General features: G+C 44.2%; 21 protein-coding genes and 1 pseudogene. 18 read left to right on the forward strand and 4 right to left on the reverse strand.

From position 1 onward, the window contains the following. Positions 1–63: 63 nt before the first annotated feature. The 9 genes from AB4Y93_RS00125 (at position 64) to AB4Y93_RS00165 (ending at position 9,572) form a co-directional block, all read left to right on the forward strand. On the forward strand, positions 64–2,145 hold the full coding sequence (locus AB4Y93_RS00125) for a BglG family transcription antiterminator (RefSeq protein WP_441888008.1): 2,082 nt from the start codon (positions 64–66) through the stop codon (positions 2,143–2,145). Next, positions 2,142–2,576, forward strand: a complete 435-nt coding sequence (locus AB4Y93_RS00130; RefSeq protein ID WP_441888009.1) for a PTS sugar transporter subunit IIA — start codon at positions 2,142–2,144, stop codon at positions 2,574–2,576. Before AB4Y93_RS00125 ends, AB4Y93_RS00130 begins: the two co-directional genes overlap by 4 nt. Next, positions 2,576–3,727 carry a mannitol-1-phosphate 5-dehydrogenase gene (locus tag AB4Y93_RS00135; protein WP_441888010.1) on the forward strand — a complete coding sequence of 384 codons (1,152 nt, stop codon included), beginning with the start codon at positions 2,576–2,578 and terminating at the stop codon, positions 3,725–3,727. Before AB4Y93_RS00130 ends, AB4Y93_RS00135 begins: the two co-directional genes overlap by 1 nt. A 29-nt stretch (positions 3,728–3,756) precedes the next feature. Then, positions 3,757–5,475, forward strand: coding sequence for a phosphoenolpyruvate--protein phosphotransferase (ptsP, locus tag AB4Y93_RS00140; protein WP_441888011.1), 1,719 nt, complete (start codon positions 3,757–3,759; stop codon positions 5,473–5,475). Further along, a complete protein-coding gene (locus AB4Y93_RS00145; RefSeq protein ID WP_441888012.1) occupies positions 5,475–5,738 on the forward strand; it encodes an HPr family phosphocarrier protein in 264 nt (87 codons plus the stop codon). The genes ptsP and AB4Y93_RS00145 overlap by 1 nt, the downstream gene beginning before the upstream one ends. 410 nt (positions 5,739–6,148) lie before the next feature. Then, positions 6,149–6,475, forward strand: coding sequence for a DUF2087 domain-containing protein (locus AB4Y93_RS00150; protein WP_441888013.1), 327 nt, complete (start codon positions 6,149–6,151; stop codon positions 6,473–6,475). Between the two features lie 65 nt (positions 6,476–6,540). Continuing rightward, a complete protein-coding gene (locus AB4Y93_RS00155) occupies positions 6,541–6,696 on the forward strand; it encodes a hypothetical protein (RefSeq protein ID WP_441888014.1) in 156 nt (51 codons plus the stop codon). A gap of 412 nt (positions 6,697–7,108) precedes the next feature. Beyond that, positions 7,109–7,792, forward strand: coding sequence for a hypothetical protein (locus AB4Y93_RS00160; protein WP_441888015.1), 684 nt, complete (start codon positions 7,109–7,111; stop codon positions 7,790–7,792). 400 nt (positions 7,793–8,192) lie between these two features. Further along, on the forward strand, positions 8,193–9,572 hold the full coding sequence (locus AB4Y93_RS00165; RefSeq protein ID WP_441888016.1) for an ABC transporter substrate-binding protein: 1,380 nt from the start codon (positions 8,193–8,195) through the stop codon (positions 9,570–9,572). Positions 9,573–9,627: 55 nt separating this feature from the next. Here AB4Y93_RS00165 and AB4Y93_RS00170 read toward each other — a convergent pair whose 3' ends face one another. Further along, positions 9,628–10,434 carry an AraC family transcriptional regulator gene (locus tag AB4Y93_RS00170; protein WP_441889191.1) on the reverse strand — a complete coding sequence of 269 codons (807 nt, stop codon included), beginning with the start codon at positions 10,432–10,434 and terminating at the stop codon, positions 9,628–9,630. 60 nt (positions 10,435–10,494) lie between these two features. On the opposite strand from AB4Y93_RS00170, the gene AB4Y93_RS00175 reads away from it, so the two are divergent. Further along, complete coding sequence (locus AB4Y93_RS00175) at positions 10,495–11,319, forward strand: sugar phosphate isomerase/epimerase family protein (RefSeq protein WP_441888017.1); 825 nt, start codon at positions 10,495–10,497, stop codon at positions 11,317–11,319. 187 nt (positions 11,320–11,506) lie between these two features. Here AB4Y93_RS00175 and AB4Y93_RS00180 read toward each other — a convergent pair whose 3' ends face one another. Then, positions 11,507–11,800 carry a Dabb family protein gene (locus AB4Y93_RS00180; RefSeq protein ID WP_441888018.1) on the reverse strand — a complete coding sequence of 98 codons (294 nt, stop codon included), beginning with the start codon at positions 11,798–11,800 and terminating at the stop codon, positions 11,507–11,509. A gap of 161 nt (positions 11,801–11,961) precedes the next feature. On the opposite strand from AB4Y93_RS00180, the gene AB4Y93_RS00185 reads away from it, so the two are divergent. The 8 genes and pseudogenes from AB4Y93_RS00185 (at position 11,962) to AB4Y93_RS00220 (ending at position 19,650) form a co-directional block, all read left to right on the forward strand. Beyond that, the gene (locus AB4Y93_RS00185; RefSeq protein WP_441888019.1) at positions 11,962–12,570 is read left to right on the forward strand and encodes a LysE family translocator; all 609 of its coding nucleotides are present in this window, start codon (positions 11,962–11,964) and stop codon (positions 12,568–12,570) included. A gap of 23 nt (positions 12,571–12,593) precedes the next feature. Further along, positions 12,594–13,046, forward strand: a pseudogene (locus tag AB4Y93_RS00190) (YceI family protein); the annotation flags it as partial. 193 nt (positions 13,047–13,239) lie between these two features. Next, complete coding sequence (locus AB4Y93_RS00195; RefSeq protein ID WP_441888020.1) at positions 13,240–13,458, forward strand: cold-inducible protein YdjO-related protein; 219 nt, start codon at positions 13,240–13,242, stop codon at positions 13,456–13,458. A gap of 75 nt (positions 13,459–13,533) precedes the next feature. Continuing rightward, positions 13,534–15,495, forward strand: coding sequence for an ATP-dependent DNA helicase (locus AB4Y93_RS00200; protein ID WP_441888021.1), 1,962 nt, complete (start codon positions 13,534–13,536; stop codon positions 15,493–15,495). A 126-nt stretch (positions 15,496–15,621) separates the two neighbouring features. Next, positions 15,622–16,170: a hypothetical protein gene (locus AB4Y93_RS00205; protein ID WP_441888022.1), complete on the forward strand. Its 549-nt coding sequence runs from the start codon at positions 15,622–15,624 to the stop codon at positions 16,168–16,170. A gap of 24 nt (positions 16,171–16,194) precedes the next feature. Next, positions 16,195–16,650: a GNAT family N-acetyltransferase gene (locus tag AB4Y93_RS00210; protein ID WP_441888023.1), complete on the forward strand. Its 456-nt coding sequence runs from the start codon at positions 16,195–16,197 to the stop codon at positions 16,648–16,650. 217 nt (positions 16,651–16,867) lie between these two features. Continuing rightward, positions 16,868–18,430 carry a spore germination protein gene (locus AB4Y93_RS00215; RefSeq protein ID WP_441889193.1) on the forward strand — a complete coding sequence of 521 codons (1,563 nt, stop codon included), beginning with the start codon at positions 16,868–16,870 and terminating at the stop codon, positions 18,428–18,430. Then, positions 18,427–19,650: a Ger(x)C family spore germination protein gene (locus AB4Y93_RS00220; RefSeq protein WP_441888024.1), complete on the forward strand. Its 1,224-nt coding sequence runs from the start codon at positions 18,427–18,429 to the stop codon at positions 19,648–19,650. Before AB4Y93_RS00215 ends, AB4Y93_RS00220 begins: the two co-directional genes overlap by 4 nt. 6 nt (positions 19,651–19,656) lie before the next feature. Here the strand turns inward: AB4Y93_RS00220 and AB4Y93_RS00225 are convergent, their stop codons facing one another. Together AB4Y93_RS00225 and AB4Y93_RS00230 are read right to left on the reverse strand one after the other, a co-directional pair. Beyond that, the gene (locus AB4Y93_RS00225) at positions 19,657–20,742 is read right to left on the reverse strand and encodes a GerAB/ArcD/ProY family transporter (protein WP_441888025.1); all 1,086 of its coding nucleotides are present in this window, start codon (positions 20,740–20,742) and stop codon (positions 19,657–19,659) included. 227 nt (positions 20,743–20,969) lie between these two features. Beyond that, positions 20,970–21,848 carry a LysR family transcriptional regulator gene (locus AB4Y93_RS00230; protein ID WP_441888026.1) on the reverse strand — a complete coding sequence of 293 codons (879 nt, stop codon included), beginning with the start codon at positions 21,846–21,848 and terminating at the stop codon, positions 20,970–20,972. Positions 21,849–21,942 lie beyond the last annotated feature (94 nt).

Consider the following 21,942-nt stretch of genomic DNA (forward strand, 5'->3'; position numbering starts at 1 on the left):
GCCTGCGCTGGAGATTATTTTCCGGCGCCGGGGCCATTCTATCGTTATAGGAAGGTTTTGTGAATGCGTATATCCAGCCGGTCGCGCCATATTCTAGAGCTGCTGCTTCGGAATGATCAAGATCTGACAGCGGCTCAAATTGCGGTAGAGATTCAGGTTAGTTCAAGAACAGTTCATCGTGAATTGGAAGCGGTCGAGGATATTCTGCGCACGGAAGGTGTTGAACTGGTCAAGAAATCGGGTTCAGGCATACGGCTGCAGGGTGACAAGGCTGCGCTTAACAGATTAGCTCAGCTAGTCACCGTGTCGGAGGATATCGAACTGTCTCAAGAGGAAAGACAAATTTACCTGTTATGTTTACTTCTCGAGAGCGCCGAACCAGTCAAACTATTCACTTTAGCGCATGAATTGAAGGTGACGATGCCTACCGTAGCGCATGATCTGGATGATCTTAGCGGATGGGTGCGGAAATTCGAGGTTACCTTGACCCGGAGAAGGGGATATGGCATAGAGCTTTCCGGCGAGGAAGAGCAACAACGAGAGATGATTCGTCAAGTCATCAAATCACGATTTGATGATACGGAGCTGATCTCAAGCCGTAACGAGCCTCCGGCTCATCCGCTTGAACGTCGATTGTTTGCCATTGCGGGGCAATCGAAAATAGAAGCCGTCGAGAAGATCTTATGGAGCTGGGAAGAGCATGGGGGCAGCCACTTAAGCGAGGATGCGTATACAAATTTGCTGATCAGGCTGTCTATTGCCCTGCAGCGACTCCAGGCGGGAAAAACCGTTAAGGCATTTTCCGTCGTCTATCAGGGCAACAGCTTGGTCGTACCTCATGAGTCTGATGCGGTGTACCTCACGAATCTGTTAGCGGAGCTGACGGAACAAGAGTTTACGCCGGAGGAGACGGCTTATATCGGCAGGCTGCTTCGTTCAGCGCAAACAGAGGATCTCTCGGTGCTGCCAGCGGATGACCTGGTCTTAACCGAGATGGTGCGTTCTCTTATCGAGCACGTCCAGAACGCAGTCGGGGCCGATTATATCAAGGATCGTTCTCTGCGGGATGGACTGATCCTTCATTTGAAGGATGCCTTGCAGCGGCTCGACGAAGGAACGAATATTCGCAATCCGCTTCTTGATCAAATAAAGAAGGATTACAAATCGCTGTTTGACATTGTTCGCAAAGCGGCAAATGATGTTCTCTCGGATGTTGTTGTGCCGGATTCGGAAGTCGGCTTCCTGGTCATGCATTTCGGAGCATCGCTGGAGCGGCTGAAGCAGCTGCGGCACAATGTTCGTGCCATTTTGGTCTGCTCCAGCGGAATCGGATCTTCCAAGCTTCTGCAGATCCGTCTGCAGAAGGAACTGCCGGAGATTCATATCGTCGACCGCGTGTCTTGGTATGAAGCTTCACGGACGGAGAAAGAAAAATACGATCTGATTATTTCCACGGTGGATCTGCCTCTTGCCAGCGAGCAGTATATCAAGGTCAGCCCACTCTTGACGCAGGCAGAAGCGGACAGGCTGCGGTCTTTTATCCAAATCGGACTGGGCCATCCTCGAGAAGGTATTCTTGTCAGGGAAGAGAAGATCGGGGCAGAAGCCTCGACCTTCGAGCAATTGGTCAGTCTTAAGACCACGCTAGACGAGATGGTGAGTCTGATCGGGCGCTTTGAGGTTGTGCAAATCAAGGAACAGAGTGGAGATTTGCCCGTTATTCTGCAGAAAGCCTGCTCACATGAAGAAGCCAAAGGCGTGCTTGCAGATGCTGGCTTGGTAGCGCAGCGGCTTATACAGCGCGAACAAAGCGGCAGTCAGATGATACCGGGAACGGCGGTTGCCTTATTTCATACACGAGGTGAAGAGATTTTGCGTTCTTCGCTGACGTTATACCAATTGGAAAGACCGTTTACTGTTGATGCGGCATCGCAGTCGCGGTTAAGTCACTTTTTGTTAATGCTGGCACCTCGAACCTTATCCAAGGAAGTGCTCGAGGTTTTAAGCGAAATAAGCGCCATGCTGCTTGATACGGTCATGATTGATTTGCTTGAGGCAGGCAATGAAGCTGAAATTCGTAATTATTTAACGATACATCTTAGACTATTTTTCAATATAAAAGTGGAAGCGAGTGAAGTAAAATGAGTATTTTATCTACAGATAAAGTGAAATTGAATGCAGCGGTAAAGGATAAATATGAAGCTGTTCGTCTGGCAGGTCAATTGCTGGTCAATGCGGGCCATGCTGATCCAAGTTATGTTGAAAGCATGGTTGCCCGTGAGCAATCTCTCTCTACTTATATGGGCGGCGGCCTTGCTATTCCTCACGGGACAAACGAATCGAAGGGCTTGATTAAGTCGACGGGCTTGTCCATCGTTCAAATCCCGGAAGGAGTGGACTTCGGCGAAGGAAACATCGCGCATCTGATTATTGGAATTGCGGCTTCAGGCGACGATCATCTGGATATTCTTACGAACGTAGCGATGATTTGCTCCGATGATGACAGTCTGGAACGGATTTTGAAAGCTTCCACAGCTGAAGAAATGATCGAAATCTTCGAAAGCGGGATGGAATAATGAAAGCATTGCATTTTGGAGCGGGTAACATTGGACGCGGATTTATCGGATTGCTTCTGTCGCAGTCGGGATATGAAGTGATTTTCTCCGACGTGAACCAGGCGCTTGTCGCCGAACTTCAGAAGCGCGGAGCCTATACGGTGACACTGGCTAACGAAGCAAAGGATCAGCTGCACGTTAAGGGCGTAACGGCCATTGATGGGACGAGAATTGACGAGGTGGCGGAAGCAGTGGCAGAAGCCGATTTGGTGACCACAGCCGTAGGCGTCAATATCTTAAAGCATATTGCCGCGGGTATCGCCCGTGGTATCGAGAAGCGATTGGAAAGCGGAAAGGGCCGGCTGCATATCATCGCTTGCGAGAATGCGATAGGCGGCAGCACGCAATTGAAAGAGCATGTATACGGGCATCTGGATGCAGAGACACAAGCGAAAGCGTCCGAATGGATTGCTTTTCCCGATGCGGCTGTAGACCGGATTGTTCCGATCCAGCATCATGAGGACCTTCTTGAGGTAACGGTTGAGCCGTTCTATGAGTGGGTTGTAGACGAATCGGCGATGTTCGATGGGTACAAACCGGTGGAAGGCGTCCATTACGTCAGCAATCTCATGCCTTACATCGAGCGCAAATTGTTCACCGTAAACACGGGACACTGCGCTGCAGCCTACTTGGGGAGCCTTCAAGGTTATGAGACGATTCAGCAGGCAATGGCCGATGAGGTCATCACAGGCGAAGTGAAGGCGACGCTTAAGGAAACGGGCGCTGTTCTTATTGCCCAATATGGTTTTGATCAAACAGAGCATGACCAATATATCGAGAAAATTATCGGACGATTCCGTAATGATCAGCTGACTGATGAGGTTACTCGCGTCGGACGGTCGCCTATCCGCAAGCTGTCGCCCAATGACCGTCTTGTGAAGCCTGCTTTACAGGCCCATGAGCAAGGAATGATGCCGGTACAATTGGCAAAAGTAATGGCGGCGGCGCTTTGCTTCCATAACGCCGATGATCCGGAAGCTGCTGAGCTGCAGCATTCGATTAAGGAGAAGGGTGTCGGGCAAACCGTTTCGGACTATACTTCTATTCCGGAGGGACATCCGGTCTATGAATTGATCCTGAAAAGCTACCATGCCCTTGCAGACCAGGCGTGAGAAAAACAAACAGTAGAGAGGTATATCGTATGGCAAATCTAATTACCGGTGTTGCTGCATCACCCGGAATAGCAATCGCTAGGGCATTCCGGTACACCAATATACCCTATATCCCGCAACAGCAAAACATAACGGACGTTGAATCAGAAGCGGGCCGCTTCAGGCAGGCGATCGAGAAAGCTAAAAGCGAGATTGAAGAGATCCGCTCATTAACTGAGCAAAGATTAGGCGCGCAAAAAGCGGAAATTTTTGAAGCGCATCTTTTTTTGCTGGAAGACCCTGACCTAGTGGATTCTGTACTCGATAAAATTGCTGATGAAAAATCGAGCGTGGAATACGCATTATACGAAGTGACAGCAGGCGTTGTGGCGATGCTTCTTGAGCTGGACAATGAGATGGTTCGCGAGCGTGCGGCCGATGTGAAAGATGTATCCGGGCGACTGATGAGTCACTTGATCGGCAAACCGTATGCCTCGTTGACCGGTATTTCCGAGGAGACCATCATTCTGGCCGAGGACTTGACGCCTTCGGATACCGCGCAGTTGGATCTGAATTATATCCGCGGTTTTGTAACGGAAATCGGAAGCCGCACCTCACATTCCGCGATTATGGCCCGGTCCCTTGAGATCCCTGCGATTGTTGGCGCAGGAGCAGCATCCGCAGCGGTTGCGGATGGAGCCTTGGTCATTATGGATGCAACGGAAGGGAAAGTGATCGTCGATCCTTCGGAGGAAGTGCTGGCCCAATACCAGGAGAAAAAGCAGCAATATGATGAGCGCAGAATACAGTTGAAACGTCTGGCGCAGCAGCCTTCCGTCACGGCGGATGGGGAGCATCTTGAGCTTGCAGCTAACATTGGCAGTATTGAAGACCTGGACAAAGTGCTGGAGAACGGTGCTGACGGCGTTGGTTTGTTCCGCACGGAGTTTCTCTATATGGGACGAAGCTCCTTCCCGACCGAAGAAGAGCAATTCCAAATTTATAAGCATGTGCTTGAGAAATTAAACGGCAAACGTGTCGTTATTCGTACGCTTGATATCGGTGGAGACAAGGAGCTTCCTTACCTGGAGCTGCCGAAGGAAAGCAATCCGTTCCTTGGACTTCGTGCGCTGCGGCTATGCCTCACGCGGGAAGACTTGTTCCGTACTCAGCTTCGGGCATTGCTGAGGGCAAGCGTATTCGGCAAGCTGAATATCATGTTCCCGATGATTGCGGTACTGAGTGAGCTTCGCGAAGCGAAACGTATTCTTGAGGAAGAGCGGGCGAAGCTGGCGCAGGAAGGGGTACAAGTGTCCAGCTCTATCGAGGTAGGCATGATGATCGAGATTCCGGCCGCTGCAATTGGTGCCGATCATTTCGCGAAGGAAGTGGATTTCTTCAGCATTGGCACAAACGACCTGATTCAGTACACGATGGCGGCAGACAGGATGAATGAATCGGTGGCTTACCTGTATCAGCCGTATCATCCTTCCATCTTGAGACTTGTGAATATGGTCATTAAAGCAGCCGATCGGGCGGGCATTTGGACTGGCATGTGCGGAGAAATGGCAGGCGAACAAACGGCGATTCCGCTTCTACTCGGGATGGGATTAAACGAGTTCAGCATGAGTGCCGGATCCATATTGCCTGCACGCGAGCTCGTTGGCCTGTTGTCCAGGCAGGAATGGGCATCGCTGTCGGAGGAAGCTCTCGCTATGAGCACCCAGGAAGAAGTACAACAATTTGTAATGCAAAGGAGATCACTATAATGCAATCGCAAACGTATACCGTCATTCATCCGTCCGGGTTCCATGCCCGTCCGTCGAAGCTTTTTGTTCAAGCGGCAACGGAGTTCCCTTGCAGCGTCAAGCTGATTAAAGGCACAAAAAAAGTGAATGGTAAAAGCTCGCTTGGCTTATTGACTTTGGGTCTGGCAAACGGCGACGAGGTTACGCTGGAAGTCGACGGAGAGCGTGAGGAAGAGGCGCTTAGCGTGCTGGGCGCTATGTTGACCAAGATTTACGAAGAGTAGTGTGAATACTGCAAGGGGTGTCTCATCAGTGTCATTAATATGACGAGGGGGCACCCCTTTGTATTTGGGTTAACCAGCAAACTCCACATTTAAATGTTCTTTCGAGGCTTGCCGAAAGTCAGCCTAGAGGTCGGGTGGTATTCACTTGCCCACAATTTGCTGAGGAAAGCAGCGAGAGATCTAAAAACAAAAATAGCAGTGCAGGGATAACCCTTGCACTGCTATTTTTATAAAAATTACACTGATGCGAGCGATTTCTGTTGCGAGCAAAACCCCTTATGAGACAGCCCTTTTTTTGTGTGGATAGACAAGCTGAAATACGGCGAGCAGCATTTGAAATCTTGACAACAGGAACTAATTTAATTATCATCTAATTAGATGCTGATTAAATTAGTTGGAGGGGACATTATATGTCGGAACAAGTTAAGAGCGAATGGTCAAAAGATGAAAAGTTGAAGAACGCTGTTCTTCGGAATTTTTTCACCGAGGAAGGCAGCATCAAGCAGCTTCCAGCACAATTGAAAAAAAGGTTAATTGTACTCGAGCATCTTGCCAACCAGCTTAATTCCAACATTAAGTACACTGAAAAAGAAATAAACGAATTCATTAGGCCTTTGAATGAAGACTTCGCTACGATCCGCAGGGAACTTTTTATTCACAGATTTGTGAATCGAAATAATGATATCTATGAAGTAAACGAACCTGGAGAATGGCGGGATTGGAAAACTCTCAAGTAGCTGCGCGTTCTGCTGGATTAATATGGTATTGTAAATTGGAGATGATGATTGGATAGGAGGATTTCATGAGTATCATTCTTATTATTGCGGTTGTTGTTATCACTTTAGGCATAATTAGTATTGATGGGAAGTTGAAGAAACGTATAGATAATGATGAACGCATTATTGAACGGCTTGAAATTATAATTAATAATCAAAGGGAAAAAGACAAGATGGAGTGAAATAGCTCCATTCTTAAGGGGGATAAAATTGAAATTGGAATTATTTTTTACCCTGTAATGAATGCTTCTTTTGAACAACTGAAAGAAATGAGATTATACAATTTTGAAGCCAGAGCTTTGGATGGCATACTTCTGAGAAAAGAGAAAGTTAATTATAAATTAAATAACAATATCGTATTTGTAGGATCCAAAAATCATTCTGGATTAGGTGCAGTTGGAGTAAAAGTAACTGTACATTATAAAAATAAACGTTGGACAACTAAAGATGTCAAAATGACATGGGTCAGCTAATTAGAGTTTAACCTAACTGGTAAAGCTTGCACGAATAAGGAGTAGTTTGCTGCGGCAGCTACTCCTTTCTTTATTCGACTAAACTAGTCGCAGTCATAAATAGAGGATATACTGTTAATATATGGAGGTGTTTGCGTCGAAAAAGCTAATTCTATTAATCGGAATAAGTATTATAGTCATTCTTTCTGCTGGTTTGTATATTCGTCAACAGTATTTATTTAATCCTATTTCATTTGAAAAAGATGATGTTATACATGAAAAGTTATCCATTGAGGAAGCAGAAAAACTTATAGCAGCAAGTCAAAATGTGGCTCAGTCGAGCGATAAGAACGCTGAGATTAAAGAAATTACTTCCGCTGATATTTGGGATAAAACAAAGTGTCAACTGTTTAGGATTGCTGAGGAAACATTTATCATAAAAAATCAAAAAGTTATTCATATAGGTAATGGCTTTGGTGGGAATGGCGTTACCAGTGCCGTGCCTTACGATGTCAATAAGGATGGAATAACGGATATGATTTATGCCTATTCATTTGGTTCAGGTATGCATAGGTCTCAGATTTCATGGATGGATTTAAGAAGTTTTGAAGAGCATATGGTAGAAGACATGCCTAAGAAAACAGAGTTTAGAATGTATGATTTGATACTAAAAAATGAGAAGGATACAACAGTAGTTTATCGAATCATGAATCCAAGTGAAATCGTAAATACGTATCCTACTGAACAGGACATAAATCAAATGACATTACAAAAGAATGGAATTCTGATTTGGGAAAATAATGAATTATACAATAAACAAGTATGAGGAGAACGGAGAGTTACTCGGCACCATCACATTGAATGTATGTATGCAGGCTCTACATGACTTTAATCCTTATGGAGCAGTGGAGAATTTTCAGTAAAGGAAAGCATGCTAGGGATACTACGCTAAATGGGTAGAAGATGGAAAGCTACCGGCGGTAGTTACTTATATCTATTGGATATAAAATAAGCCTGTTCCTTTGGAACGGGCTTATTTTATATTTGTAAGTCCATATGAAGGAGACTATTTGCTGATTTTCAGATCTGAAAATGGAACTAATGTTTAAAACTTACAAATTCAATTTAAATTCTCCATGGTTTGTTTACCGCAAAGCAGATAACATTCTAAATGTAAGCGCTGTACTTTAGCCGAGACAGCCAAATTTTAAGGGGGGATGTTACATATGCGGAAAAGTAAAATTCTTCTCCTGTCTTTTATTCTGATTCTGCTATTTACTTCAGCATGCAGTAACAATGGTGGTAGTAAGAATAATAACAATACAGGAGTTAACAGTACACCTGCACCTTCGGAATCGGCAGCCAACGAGTCTACCCCTGAAGCAATTAAGGAGGAGAGCGGAACCCCTGAGATGGATTTCGATATGGGTGGGAAAACGATTAAATGGGTTTCCTGGTATGATGAATCCATTAAGGAAGATAATCCGGATAACATTCAGAGAAAGCAGAATCTAGATGAACTTATGAAAAAACATAATTTTAAGATTGAATATGTCACGGTTGATTATGCGGAATACGCGAGTAAGGTTACGGCTTCCCTTTTAGCAGGAGAGCCGATTGGTGACATTATTCGTATGGCAAGGCCTTGGATGATCCCATCGCTCGTGAAGCAGGATCTGTTCCACCCCGTAGATGAATATACAAAGAATGATAAGGTCTTTATTCAGCAATATACAAACGATTATTCGCAATATGAAGGAAGAGGTTATGGATTCCGATCTGGAATTAATGGTGCAGCATCAGGAATTTTCTATAACCGCACTCTAATGAATAAATTAGGGATGAAACCGCTGCAGGATTATGTGAATGATAATGACTGGAACTGGGATACTTTCTCCCAGGTTGCCAAAGAGGCAAATAAAGATACGGATAATAACGGCAAGCTGGATACATGGGGTCTAAGTACAGCTTCTATATTGGTGCAGGCGCTGGCTTCTAATGACGTCAATCTAGTTGCTGACGATAAACAGAATCTGGAGGATCCTAAAACAAAAGAAACCTTAGAATTTATATCTAAGCTAGCAACGGAGAATATTGCGAGACCAACTGAAGGCGGAGATTGGACAGAACCTGGACAGTTCTTCCGTCAAGGCAATACTTTGATGTACGCGGGAAGTGATTATGAGATGGATTCCTTCAAAAAGGATATGCCAGATTTGGATATCGGCTTCGTTCCATTTCCCAAAGGACCTAGTGCATTGGAATATTATTCTCATCTGACGATTCCGAACTACTTGACCATTCCAAATGTGGTCGATCATCCGGAACAACTGGTTTATATTTACGAGAAAATTAATGATATCGATTCGATTTATGATTATCCGAAGCAAGCATCACTGGAAACATTATTCAGTAACGAGGATGATATCAATAATGCCAAGACAGCAGGGGAGATAATTAATAGAGTAGATGGTAAGGACGGATACCCCAATATGCCTTATTATGAATTAGTTGGTGAAATTCTGGAAGGTGAATCGGTATCTACCGTAATTGACAAGTATAAAGTCCCATTTCAATCATCTATTGATGAGGTATGGAAAAAATAATGAAAGTTAGGACGACAAAAAAACAGGTCCCCTTTACAGCTAATGGGGACCTGTATTACTGGTAGCGCTCAAGTGAAAAGTTCATTTTTTTGGCACTAGACGGTGAATATCCTTTTAACTCCTTGAATATCTTGCTGAAATAATAGATATCAAGGATTCCGCAGCGCTCTGCCGCTTCCTTTACAGTGAAATCACCGGAAGACAGCATCATCTCTGCATTATTGATCCGGATGCGATTGACATACTCCTTAAACGACAGCCCGGTATTTTGCTTAAATAACTTACCAAAGTAAACGGGGTGAAGTCCTAAACCTCCCGCCAGATCGTTAATAGCAATATTTTCTGAATAATTCTCCGTTATATATGTTGTTAGCTTCTTTATCCGAGGATCAATAGTATTAGGAATATTTCGGTAAAAATTGCACAATAGACGGTGGAGGATTAATTCAAATAATGCACGTGCTTGAATTTGATAATAGGGTTGCTTATTCATCCACACATGATTAAATTCATGTAAATAGCTTAGGATTTCTTTCGTGACAGCTCTTTTTGTTAATCCTCTGAAGGGGAGCTGAACATGATTATGAGGATCTGCCCAATAGAAATTAAAGGGATAGGAATGCATTGGAGATTCATTAAAAGTATGAGCCTCGCGGATGCTTCCCCCTGGCACATAGATGAGATCACCTGCTTCAGCGGTAAATTTCTCTCCGTCTATGTAATAATTAGACTTTCCCTCGATAACAAAGGTTAGATCATGGAAACTAATCTTTGCTTTTTGTATCGTCCAACTCGGAAAACATCTTCTGTCAACAAATAAAAAGATATTGGGGACAAGATAGGGATGATACTCTAGTTCCATCATGTTTAGCCTCCTATGCAAGTTAAGCATACTGTCTACAATGAAAGGGAGATCATTCGTATGATAACACTAACTGGTTTTGCTGATGAAATATCAACTGATTTGAAAATACAGCTAGATGTTCTCGAATCGGAACAAATCCGTCATCTTGAGCTTAGAGGAGTATGGGGTAAAAACATATTGCAGCTTACGGATGAGGAAGCCATCAAAGTAAAGGCAATATTGCAGGAGAGGGGATTTAAAGTATCCTCTATCGGCTCTCCTATTGGAAAAATGAGCATAACGGATAATTTTGAGCCGCATTATGAAGAGGCTAAGAAGGCAATTCGACTGGCTGCTTTTTTTAAAGCCCAATACATCCGTATTTTTTCTTTCTATATTCCTGCAGGTGAACATGTCCACTATCGATCGGAAGTCATTTCCCGCATGCAGAGTCTTGTACAACTGGCGGAGAGAGCGGGCATCGTACTGCTGCATGAGAATGAAAGCCATATTTATGGAGATACCGGAGAACGTTGCCGTGACCTGTTGGAATCCATTGCTTCACATAATTTGAAAGCGGCTTTTGATCCGGCTAACTTTGTGCAATGCAAGGTAAAGCCCGTGTCTGAGGCATATCCGTTATTGGATGAATATATTACTTATATTCATATTAAAGACGCTAAATCGGAGAACGGCTCTGTTGTCCCATCGGGTGATGGGGACGGACAGATAAGGCAGCTGCTTCAGGCGCTGGATCACAAAGGCTACCATGGATTCATGTCATTGGAACCGCATTTGCAAGCCAGTGGTAAGTTTGCCGGGCTTAACAAAGCAGAATTATTCATTGTTGCAACAAGAGCGATCAAACAATTGTTAAAGGAACAGAATATAGCTTGGTCATAATCTTATGAAACTCTGTGACCGGTTGTTATGTTTTATTTCTTTTATGATAGGGTTGCAGTTATAAGATTTCAAGATTTTCTGGAAAACCCTATAATTGCTAAGGTGAAAAAGCTATAAATCGGCAGGTGAAACCCTGCACATAAAAAAAACAGCGAACGCTTCGTAAAGCGCATCGCTTTTTTTTGTGTTACACTTCGATATTGGCAGCAATGCTGTCTTCTCGGCCGTACTCACGAATGAGTGCCGCAACCTCTTGGTGATGCGGGTTCGGGCCGTATGCCTCAAGCGCTGCTTGGTCTTCGAATCTGACACGTAGCACAAGTTGGTAGCCTTTGTTGTTGTCAGAGAAATTAATACCTGCGTTTACTTCTACGACACCAGTCAAGTGTTGTTTCAATGCTTTGAAACGCGCAACGATTTCCTCCAGCTGTGTGAGGGTTGTTTGCTCGCCGAATTTTACTAAAATAGTGCGATCGATCATGTAAAGATCCTCTCCTTCCTCAAAATCTATAGCCTTAAGCAATATAGCATGAAAAGTGAAAGCTTTTCCAGTTCATTGTACGAACATCTTATAGGAGGATATGAAATGACTATTATAAATATTGAATATGATTTTACTTTGTATGGAGCGGAGAATTCAGCATGAGTATGTGGAGTGGGGTAGTCGTAGGATTGTCAATCGCAGCACCTGTAGGGCCGATTGGCGTGTTGTGTATGAAGAGAACGATTAATCAAGGCAGGCGGTATGGCTTCTTATCGGGGCTTGGAGCTGCTTCTGCAGATGCCGTATATGGCTTGATTGCAGCGATTGGATTTACAACATTAACGAACTTGCTAGTGGAACAACAGATGTGGATAAGCTTGATAGGCGGTCTATTCCTTTGTTATTTAGGGTATCAATCGGTAAAGGCATTGCCGATAGGTAATCAGGAGATTCCGCTAAACAGTGGTCTGCTCCGAGCTTATTTAACGACATTTTTCCTAACCCTAACGAATCCTATGACCATTCTATCGTTTGTAGCTATTTTTGCTGGAATCCAGCACTCGACGGAAGCGACAACGGGTGACTCGCTGCTGCTTGTCCTAGGCATTTTCTTTGGCTCCTTGCTGTGGTGGCTGCAGCTTGCTGTTGTTATAGGGGCGATCAGACAAGCTCTAAATCAGACAGTGATGAGAGGGATTAGTATTTTGTCCGGTATAGTTCTGTTGTTATTCGGTGTATGGTCAATCGTGTCTGAATTGGAAGTATAGGAAGTCATTGACAATGGGTATATAAAGGCACGTTCCACAAATTTGAAGCCGAAATAGATGCCGATCCTGCGGATTTGACTACGGCAGAGCTTAGCTTCAGCATCGATCTTAGCAGCATTGATATCCGTAATGCAGACCGTGATAATCATCTTCGCACGGGCGACTTTTTCGATATTGCCCAGTTCCCTGCATTGACCTTCAAATCAACGAACATCGTAAAGACCGATGATGATGAATATGATGTAACAGGCGAAGTGAGCTTACATGGCGTTACGCGCTCGGAGACATTCTCAGTAACCTTTGAAGGTGCAGGCAAAGATCCTTGGGGCAATGAAAAAGCCGGCTTCAGCGGTAAGGGCTCCATCAAACGCAGCGATTATGGCCTGACTTATAATGCAGCACTGGAAGCAGGCGGGGTACTGATTGGCGACGAAGTGAAAATTTCGATCGAAATCGAAGTCGGAAAACAAGCATAATCTCGATTAAATGACAAGGGGATTCACCTTATAAAAAGGTGAGTCCTTTCTTTATTTGAGCTGTTTGCGGCTGCTATTATAAACGGTGCAGTCGTTTATGTTTTTCCTGCTAGATCCTTTGACTTAAGCGCCTTTAAAGTGATATATTTAGCGGAGTTTGTTTTTACGTGTTAAGGAAAGGGATGCAAAACGAGTGACCACAAGCGAAGACATCACGAAACCGAAATTAATACCTACAAAAATTTTAAAATGCAAAAATCCTGACTGTAAAGCATGGATCAGGGACGAAATGGCAGCGGGAGATGCATTGTGCCCGATGTGCAAAGGTCCAATGGCCAGAAGCATGAAACACTTGCCGGCTCTACAAAAGAAAGCAAAGCCAAAGCCGCGTAAGCCAAAGTCGGAATTTTAAGCTTTCAACTATGGGGGAATAGCCAAACGGCTGCGTTCGAGACGCAGCCGTTTGTGCGTTATGGAGGAACGATTAGTGAGTAGTCATTATCCATTTGAGTTTGATCCGAAGCTGCCGTTCATTCAGCAGGCAAGTGATTGGATTGCGGACGTCTTTTATGAACAATTGCCGGAAGCGGGATTCGAGGTTCGCGATGAACAGATCTATATGGCATTCCAGCTCGAGAGAGCCTATGCCGAGAAACAGACGATCTTCGCAGAAGCTGGAGTAGGCACGGGGAAAACACTTGCTTATTTGCTGTATGCCATCAGCTATGCCCGTTATACAAGAAAACCGGCCATAATCGCTTGTGCCGATGAGTCATTAATTGAGCAGCTTGTGAAGCCCGAAGGGGATATCGCGAAGCTGGCTCGTTATTTGGATTTTACGATCGATGCAAGGCTTGGAAAATCACCTGATCAATATATTTGTTTAAATAAACTGGATGATGCGAGAGCCGCGTTCGATGAAGATGTTGAAGCTTTCGATGAAATATTCCGTGGGCTGCCGTCTTTCGTTCATGCTCCAGTAACGATGCAGAGCTTCCATCCTTACGGCAACCGTAAACAATATCCGGAGTTAAATGATGGGCAATGGGCCAAGCTGGGTTGGGATGTATTCCAGGATTGTCTCGTCTGCAGCAGAAGACATCGCTGCGGCCAGACGTTGTCACGTGATCATTACCGCAAGGCTGCCGACCTCATTATTTGTTCGCATGATTTCTATATGGAGCATGTGTGGACGTATGAAGCACGCAAACGTGAGGGACAGCTTCCACTGCTGCCTGAACATAGCTCGGTTGTATTTGACGAAGGACATCTGCTTGAGACGGCGGCGCAGAAGGCGCTGACCTATAAGCTGAACCATGGTGTGTTCGAGAGTATCATCACTCGACTTCTCCAGGATGAAATCCGCGAATCTCTGGCGCTGGCTGTTGAAGAAGCCATTGTTCAAAGTGATCATTTATTCGCATTAATTGCTCGCCAGAGTAAGGCTGTACCGGCCTCTAACCGCAAGGAAGTACTCTGGAATGATCAATTAGTCCGTGAAGTGAATCGTCTGCAGGACATACTTAGCTCGATCGAAGAGGAGCTTGTATTTGAGAGTGGTCTGTTCACGATCGACGATTATCAGCTTAAGATTGTTGAAGAGCATATCGAAATGATTCAATTCGCTTTATCCCTGTTCAAGAGAGATGAGAAACCGATCAGCTGGGCTTCAGAGGACAAAGATGGTTTTACTCTTGTCATCATGCCAAGATGGGTGAAGGAAGTGTTGAAGGAGCAGGTCTTTGCGAAGAAAATGCCTATCGTCTTCTCATCTGCTACTTTATCTGTCGGAGGTGCATTTGATTATATCAAGGACAGTCTAGGGATTGATCAGGCTATGTCGTTCTCGGTGCCTTCTCCGTACGACTACGATGAGCAGATGAAGGTCTTGATGCCGCATAAGTCTGAAGCCGAGATGACATGGGCAGAGAAGATGAGTACGGCAACGAAGCTGCTGGAGCAAAAGGGCGGACGTACCTTGTTCCTCTTCCCATCGATGGAGGAGCTGGTGAAGTTCCGCGATCAGGCATCTGAGCTTGGTTTGACGAACGGTTACCGCTTCTTGTTCGAGGGGGCTGCTGAGATCAGCCATCTGATCGCAGAATTCCAGCACGACGAGACAAGCGTGCTGTGCGCTGTGACCTTGTGGGAGGGGCTGGACATTCCAGGACCATCCTTATCGCAAGTCATCATGTGGTCGCTGCCATTCCCGCCGAATGATCCGGTCTTCCAAGCTAGACGCAGCGATGCTGCGAATCCGTTCGCGGATGTGGATATGCCGTATATGCTGCTGCGCTTAAGACAGGGAATAGGTCGTCTCATAAGGGCGCGTGATGATCGCGGCTCGATTGTGATTTTCGGACATGAACTGAAGGACGAGGCCGTGCATAAGCAGGTGCTGGGCGTATTGCCCGCTGGCGTTTCCATCGAGGATGTAAACCAAATTTAACTTAAAGTTACCAAGAAGAGCCTAGTGCTCTTCTTGGTTTTTTGTTCTTCTTAAGTGTGTGTATCCGTATTGAAAACAGTTTGGTAAAATGTAGGAGGTATAAACCATTTGATTATGAGGTGACAGATGATCCGGATTATAATATTGTTATTGCTTGCCCTAACTGTATTATCAGGATGCAGTTACTCAACACTAGAGGAAGCCATTCAAAAGAAATGGGATGACCCTATTGAAGTACTGTACATTGACGAGGAACATCAAAGTGTCATTTTTCTTGATCCTTCGCAAGATAACCCAAACCATAGCGTATATGTGTACAGTACATTCGAGAAAAGCAGGCATGCTTACCGGTATTCAACGGACCCGGAATATGGTACGTCATTTAGCGTTCAAGGCGATCTAATCCCTTTTTTATTCAAATGGAACGGTGGAGACAAGAAAACGGATAATGTGATTTGGGGAGCGATACGCTCCAATGTGACGGTGAAAGAAATCGCGGTTACGTGCATACCAAGAAATGATGACAGCAATGAGATTAAATTTAAGATTCCTGTTCATAATCAAGCTTTTATCTATTATCCAGAATTGGATTTTCAGAATTCTTCATATTCGTGGAGTATTAAAGCGGAAGCCCTTGATGAGAACGGAAAAGTTATCGCTGATTCGGGATATTAGAATGGATAAGAAAGGACGATATACATGATTCATTTAGAAAGAGTATCTGCTGATCATGAAGATTTTCAGCAATTAATAACGCTGCTGGACAAAGACCTTTGGAGCAGATATCCGGATACGCAGCAGTTTTTTGATGTACATAATAAGGTCAGTCTTGATGCAAAAGCGGTTGTTGCCTATGTAGATGGAAAGCCTGTCGGATGCGGATGTTACCGCGAGACAAGAGATGAACAGACCGTTGAGATCAAGCGGATGTTTGTGAAAGAAACAGCAAGAGGCAAAGGCATAGCTCAATCCATTGTTAGAGAGCTTGAAAAGTGGGCGGTAGAGGAAGGAAAGCAGCAGGCACTACTAGAAACGGGGACTAATCAGCCTGAGGCCATATCGCTGTATAAGAAATTAGGGTATGAACAAATTGCCAATTATGATCCTTATATTGGTAGTGAAGAAAGCGTGTGTATGGGAAAAGAATTGGCATAAAGAAAATATCACCATGATTATAAAAGAGAAGCCTGAGGGTTTCTCTTTTATTTGTGTTTACGACTAAAGGTTTACAACTTAATGATTATTGAAAGCGATTTCGAATATCATCACGATAAACTTTGGAACTATTGGATATAATACACAACTGGACGCTTGCTTAAACGTTTTGAGGAGGGATATGCGCGTGCTTTGGACAAGAAGTCGAAAAAAATCAATTCGTAACCATAACTCTAACCGGTTTGGATCGTCATTTCCTTCCCTTTCTCCCGATCAAAATGCAGAATTAAGCACAAAGCTCACTATAAACGAGAAGATGCTCAGAGAAATTTTTCTCAATAGTTCCGATATCATTTTTCGTTCAATCAGCAGCAATCCCGAAGTACTTATTATATATATTGATGGTTTAATTGACACAACAACGCTGGATAAAGTTATGTTAACGCCAAACCTATTTGAAGAAACGCCCAGCGGGTTGAATGCGACTCCTATTTCAGGGCAGATCATTCAAAAGAAACTGTTAGCCATCTCCCCGATTAAAACGGTTTCTACAATCAATGAGGTAACCGATGGAATTCTGAAGGCGAATATCGTTCTTCTGGTGGACGGAGAAAACAAGGCTATTGCAGCTGATCTTAAAGGATTCGAGAAACGCGGAATTGAGGAGCCGGCCGCCGAAGTTTCTATCCGCGGTCCGAGGGACGGATTTACGGAAACGTTACGAATCAATACAAGCTTAATCCGTAGACGAATCCGTAGTCCAAAGCTGAAAATGGAGTCCATTACGATTGGTCAAGTCTCCCAGACCGATGTAGTTATTGTATATATTGATGGAATTGTCTCAAATACGGTCCTGAAGGAAGTCCGTGATAGAATTAGTCGAATCGAGATGGACGGGGTACTGGAATCAGGATTTATCGAAGAGTTTATTGAAGATGCTCCTTGGTCTCCATTCCCACAAATTCAAAATACCGAGCGGCCTGATATCGTTTGCGCAAGTTTGCTTGAAGGGAAAGTCGCGATCCTTGTCGATAATACCCCATTTGTGCTGATTGTTCCGATGACTTTTTGGACTGGTTTACAGGCAGTAGAAGATTATTACGAACGATCAATCTATACGACATTTATTCGATTCGTCCGATACTCGTTATTTAATATCGCACTGCTGCTCCCGTCCTTGTACGTGGCACTCTCAACCTTTCATCAACAGCTTATCCCAACGAACCTGCTCATCAGCATTTCTAATTCCAGAGAAGGAGTCCCATTTCCGACGTTTGTCGAGGCATTGTTGATGGAGTTTATGTTCGAGGGGCTTCGAGAGGCAGGAATTCGCATGCCTAAAGCCATGGGCTCGGCCGTCAGTATTGTGGGAGCGCTTGTCATTGGACAAGCTGCCGTACAAGCAGGTATAGTATCCGCCCCTGTTGTTATTGTTGTGGCTACGACCGGAATCGCATCGTTTGCCATCCCGCGATATAATTTCGGGACCGCTTATCGTCTTCTTCGTTTCCCGATGTTGATATTAGCGGGAATGCTGGGCTTATACGGAATAATAAGCGGAGTATTTTTGTTGATGATACATCTTCTTGGCCTGCAATCGTTTGGAGTTCCGTATATGAATCCGGTAGTCCCGAGTGTACCTCAAGGCCTGAAGGATATATTCATACGTGCACCTAGGTGGAGTATGACCCGGCGTTCCGCACTTTTCTCAGGGACAAATAAAACTCGCATCCCCGAAGGTCAACAACCAAGTTCAAAACAAGGGAAGACAGACGAATGAAAAAGTTACATAGGACCAGCTTGTTCGTTCTAATTCTTTCTCTCACATTCGTTTCTGGCTGTTGGGATAATTCGGAAGTGAACGAGATTGCGATTGAACTTGCGTGGGGGATTGACAAAGCCGATAACAAGAAAATCATGATCAGTGCTCAAGCCATCCTCCCGACGAGAATTAGTGGTGGACAGAACAGCATAAGCGGAGAAAGCAAGAATAAGCCGTTCTTTGTCGTCTCGGGTAATGGGATGAATACACTCGATGCAGTGCAGCAGATGCAGACAAAGTTGTCCAGGCAAGTGTTTCGCGGTCACCGTCGGGTCATTGTGATAGGCGAATCTATGGCAAGACAGGGGGTTAAGGAGGTGTTCGATACCTATACGCGCGATCCGAACCTTAAACTCCGAACCGATATATTTATTGTCAGGGGAGGCACTGCAAAGAATTTTTTGGAAAAATCATACCCATTAGAAAACATCTCTGCTCTTGGGGTTTTGGGAGAATATGGTCAGATGGGAACACCTGTAGAAATGGGATTGTTGAACTTTTTACATGCTGCAACCAGTGATGGAGCTTGTCCAGCCGTACCTGCAATTGCCATTGGTATGGACACTAAGTCTCAAGATCAAGACAACCAGAATGAGCAGACCAATTCGGACAATGAAGGATTCCGGCTTGCAGGAGCAGGGATATTTAATAAAGATTTGAAATTGGTTGGTTATTTGAATGCTGAGGAAAGCCAGGCAATGCGATGGGTAACCGGGAATTTAAATAAGCTGACGGTTCCTGCAACAATAGCTCATGATGGAGGTAATGTCAGTATTATTCTCAATAGAATGCACAGTAAGATTCAGCCGGCTATCCAAAGTGGCAGGCTTAAAATTCTTGTTACGTTAACAGGGAAAGGCGCTATTCGTGAAAATAACACTAGGCTCGACTTGACACAGACTAATAATATTAGCCTGGTACAAAATGCATTAGAAAATCATGTCGAAGAAACCGTATTACGGACGATTACCAAAGTGCAAAAAAAGTACGGGACAGATGTGTTCGGATTCAGCGATGTTATTAAAAGGAAAAACCTTACATTATGGAAATCGATAAGGAATGACTGGGAAGAAGAGTTCCGGGAAGCTGAGATTTCTGTAAATGCGAACATAACGGTTCGACGGATTGGTGTAACTGGACCAGCATTGCAATTAAAAGCAAACGAGATTGAGAAATGAAGATGTTCATTTCATGGATTGCCGCAGCCAAGTAACAATGAGAAGAATCGCAGGCAATACTATGTACATCGGCACCCACACATAAGGAACTAATATTTCAAAGTGTTGGCGGTAAATGTGCTCCGCAATATTTTTGGACATTGTCATTCCAAGAATGAGGGAGATGGCGCATGACGGGATGACAAGTACACGGTAACCCTTCATATTCGTTAATTGTTTAATGCCTTTGACCGCTGCGAACATTAAGACAACGCATTTTAAGAGCGCCGTCATTAATAAATAGAGTACGCCGAACATTTGTAAGTTTTCAATAAATTTTCCGATACTGATCAAACTAAGCAGGGTGTAAAGAGGGTACAGGAAACCCGAAAACATATCTCCAAAAACGGATATAGCCATCACATCCAATAGAGTAACCATAATTCCGGATAGTAAAGTAGCGAGAATCGTAATTTTCATTACTTTATTAGTCTCTTTGATCTCCGTCCAAAACATAGCAAATATAATGGTTTCTCCAAAGGATTGAGTGATTCCAGATGGATAAACGGTCTTAAAGACAGGCGCCCACCCATTTTCAAAAACAGGAAGTAAATTATGGAAATCCATAACTTTGGAGCCTAAAAGAAGAATGACTTCAATACAAAACATGAGCAATACGATGGGGAGAAACACTTCCCCCAGCCGGGAAACGCGTTCAAGTCCGCCATATACGCAATAAGCAATAATAAAGACAAAAACTCCTGAGATGATGATAAGAGGTGTATTAGATAAGATGGTTGTTGAAACCATATCCCTGATATCCGCAACAACCCGTCCAACAATATACATAAACAAAAGGGGGTAAAGAAAGGCAATTGGTGTTCCGATCCAGCGCCCAAACTGTGCGGGAAACCATTGGACAAGAGTTAGCCCCGGATTCATATGCATTAAGGCGATGAAGATCAGGATCAAAAAAACCCCAAGGAAACAGGATATTAATTCTCCAATCCATGCATCCTTTCCGGCATGACCGCCAAAGCCGAATATAATTGTAGTACCTAATTGAAAAATAAAAGTGATTGCAAATAACTGATAGACCGTAATTTTCCTCATAGAAAACCTAGTAATATCTTGAATGTAACAGCGATTAGTATGAGATAAGGAACAAAATTTAGGATAAGATCAACTCCGTAGATGCATTGGTAGAGAATTTCATTACTTGTTTTACCAATTTGATCCTATTTTATTCTTATCGGTGTAAGTATAGTGGGAGTGGGGAAAATGGTTAATTTGGGGCCATCCATCGTCATATGAATGACTTATGGACAAGCCCCTTTCCATTACCTGAACTGGGCAATAAACTTCGTGGCGGCACTTGAAAGCGGCATATTCCGCATATTCATCATACCGATGTGTGAAGGAGGGAGAGGGATATCCAGGTGAATCTCGAACAGGGAGCCTTCCGCAAGCTCCTTCGCTATAAAATCACGCGTTACATACGAAATGCCAAGGCCTCTTCGTGCAAATTCGATCAGCAAATCGACGCTTCCGACCTCAATCTCCGGTTTGATCATATATCCATAGTGATTAAAAATCTCTGTTATCGCCATCCGAGCTCGGCTGTTACGGGAGAACAGGATAATGGGATATTGCAGAAGCATGCTGAGCGACAGCACTTTATCTTTCAAGTCACTGTATACAGCCCCCGCAACGAAACAGTCCTGCAGCTGGATGCTTTCTTTTACTTCAAGCTGCGGATCGACGATTGGCATACGAACGACCCCAAGATCTATTTTGCCCTCTTTCAGGAAAGTAATAACCTCTGGTGTAGTGCCATGATTCAGATGGAGCTTAATTCCGGGATATTTCTTGATAAAATCCTCAAGATAAGGCAGCAGATAATGCTTGAACAAGGAGTCGCTGCCTCCAATTCGAAGCTCACCATTGTCCAAATTTTTAAGGGCGATCATTTTCTCCTCAGCAGAATTGATCAGAATCTGCGACTGCTCGATATAGGAGTACAGAATGGTCCCTTCTTGGGTAAGGGAGACGCCTTTTGAGGTCCGATAAAACAGCGTCAGCCCAAAGCTTTCCTCGAGCTGTTTAATGGCATGACTAACGCTTGGCTGAGTAAGGTACAGCATCTTGGCAGCCTGGGTCAAACTTCCTGTTTTGGCTGCCCAATAGAACACTTTGTATAATTCATAGTTATTGGTCATAGACGTGGTCGATAGCTCCTGTAAAATATATTAATTACTTGTATGGCTCATAAACGTATTATAGTGGAATTACAGAAAAAAAACAGAACTTTTC

Source organism: Paenibacillus sp. YAF4_2, from assembly GCF_052113225.1.
Lineage (GTDB): Bacteria > Bacillota > Bacilli > Paenibacillales > Paenibacillaceae > Pristimantibacillus.

Coding starts and splice junctions, on each gene's coding strand:
- AB4Y93_RS00230 (WP_441888026.1), bottom strand. CDS start 21,848: ATGACCAATAACTATGAATTATACAAAGTGTTCTATTGGGCAGCCAAA.
- AB4Y93_RS00210 (WP_441888023.1), top strand. CDS start 16,195: ATGATTCATTTAGAAAGAGTATCTGCTGATCATGAAGATTTTCAGCAA.
- AB4Y93_RS00130 (WP_441888009.1), top strand. CDS start 2,142: ATGAGTATTTTATCTACAGATAAAGTGAAATTGAATGCAGCGGTAAAG.
- AB4Y93_RS00165 (WP_441888016.1), top strand. CDS start 8,193: ATGCGGAAAAGTAAAATTCTTCTCCTGTCTTTTATTCTGATTCTGCTA.
- AB4Y93_RS00155 (WP_441888014.1), top strand. CDS start 6,541: ATGAGTATCATTCTTATTATTGCGGTTGTTGTTATCACTTTAGGCATA.
- AB4Y93_RS00145 (WP_441888012.1), top strand. CDS start 5,475: ATGCAATCGCAAACGTATACCGTCATTCATCCGTCCGGGTTCCATGCC.
- AB4Y93_RS00205 (WP_441888022.1), top strand. CDS start 15,622: ATGATCCGGATTATAATATTGTTATTGCTTGCCCTAACTGTATTATCA.
- AB4Y93_RS00175 (WP_441888017.1), top strand. CDS start 10,495: ATGATAACACTAACTGGTTTTGCTGATGAAATATCAACTGATTTGAAA.
- AB4Y93_RS00160 (WP_441888015.1), top strand. CDS start 7,109: ATGGAGGTGTTTGCGTCGAAAAAGCTAATTCTATTAATCGGAATAAGT.
- AB4Y93_RS00125 (WP_441888008.1), top strand. CDS start 64: ATGCGTATATCCAGCCGGTCGCGCCATATTCTAGAGCTGCTGCTTCGG.
- AB4Y93_RS00185 (WP_441888019.1), top strand. CDS start 11,962: ATGAGTATGTGGAGTGGGGTAGTCGTAGGATTGTCAATCGCAGCACCT.
- AB4Y93_RS00225 (WP_441888025.1), bottom strand. CDS start 20,742: ATGAGGAAAATTACGGTCTATCAGTTATTTGCAATCACTTTTATTTTT.
- AB4Y93_RS00150 (WP_441888013.1), top strand. CDS start 6,149: ATGTCGGAACAAGTTAAGAGCGAATGGTCAAAAGATGAAAAGTTGAAG.
- AB4Y93_RS00170 (WP_441889191.1), bottom strand. CDS start 10,434: ATGGAACTAGAGTATCATCCCTATCTTGTCCCCAATATCTTTTTATTT.
- AB4Y93_RS00135 (WP_441888010.1), top strand. CDS start 2,576: ATGAAAGCATTGCATTTTGGAGCGGGTAACATTGGACGCGGATTTATC.
- AB4Y93_RS00220 (WP_441888024.1), top strand. CDS start 18,427: ATGAAAAAGTTACATAGGACCAGCTTGTTCGTTCTAATTCTTTCTCTC.
- AB4Y93_RS00180 (WP_441888018.1), bottom strand. CDS start 11,800: ATGATCGATCGCACTATTTTAGTAAAATTCGGCGAGCAAACAACCCTC.
- ptsP (WP_441888011.1), top strand. CDS start 3,757: ATGGCAAATCTAATTACCGGTGTTGCTGCATCACCCGGAATAGCAATC.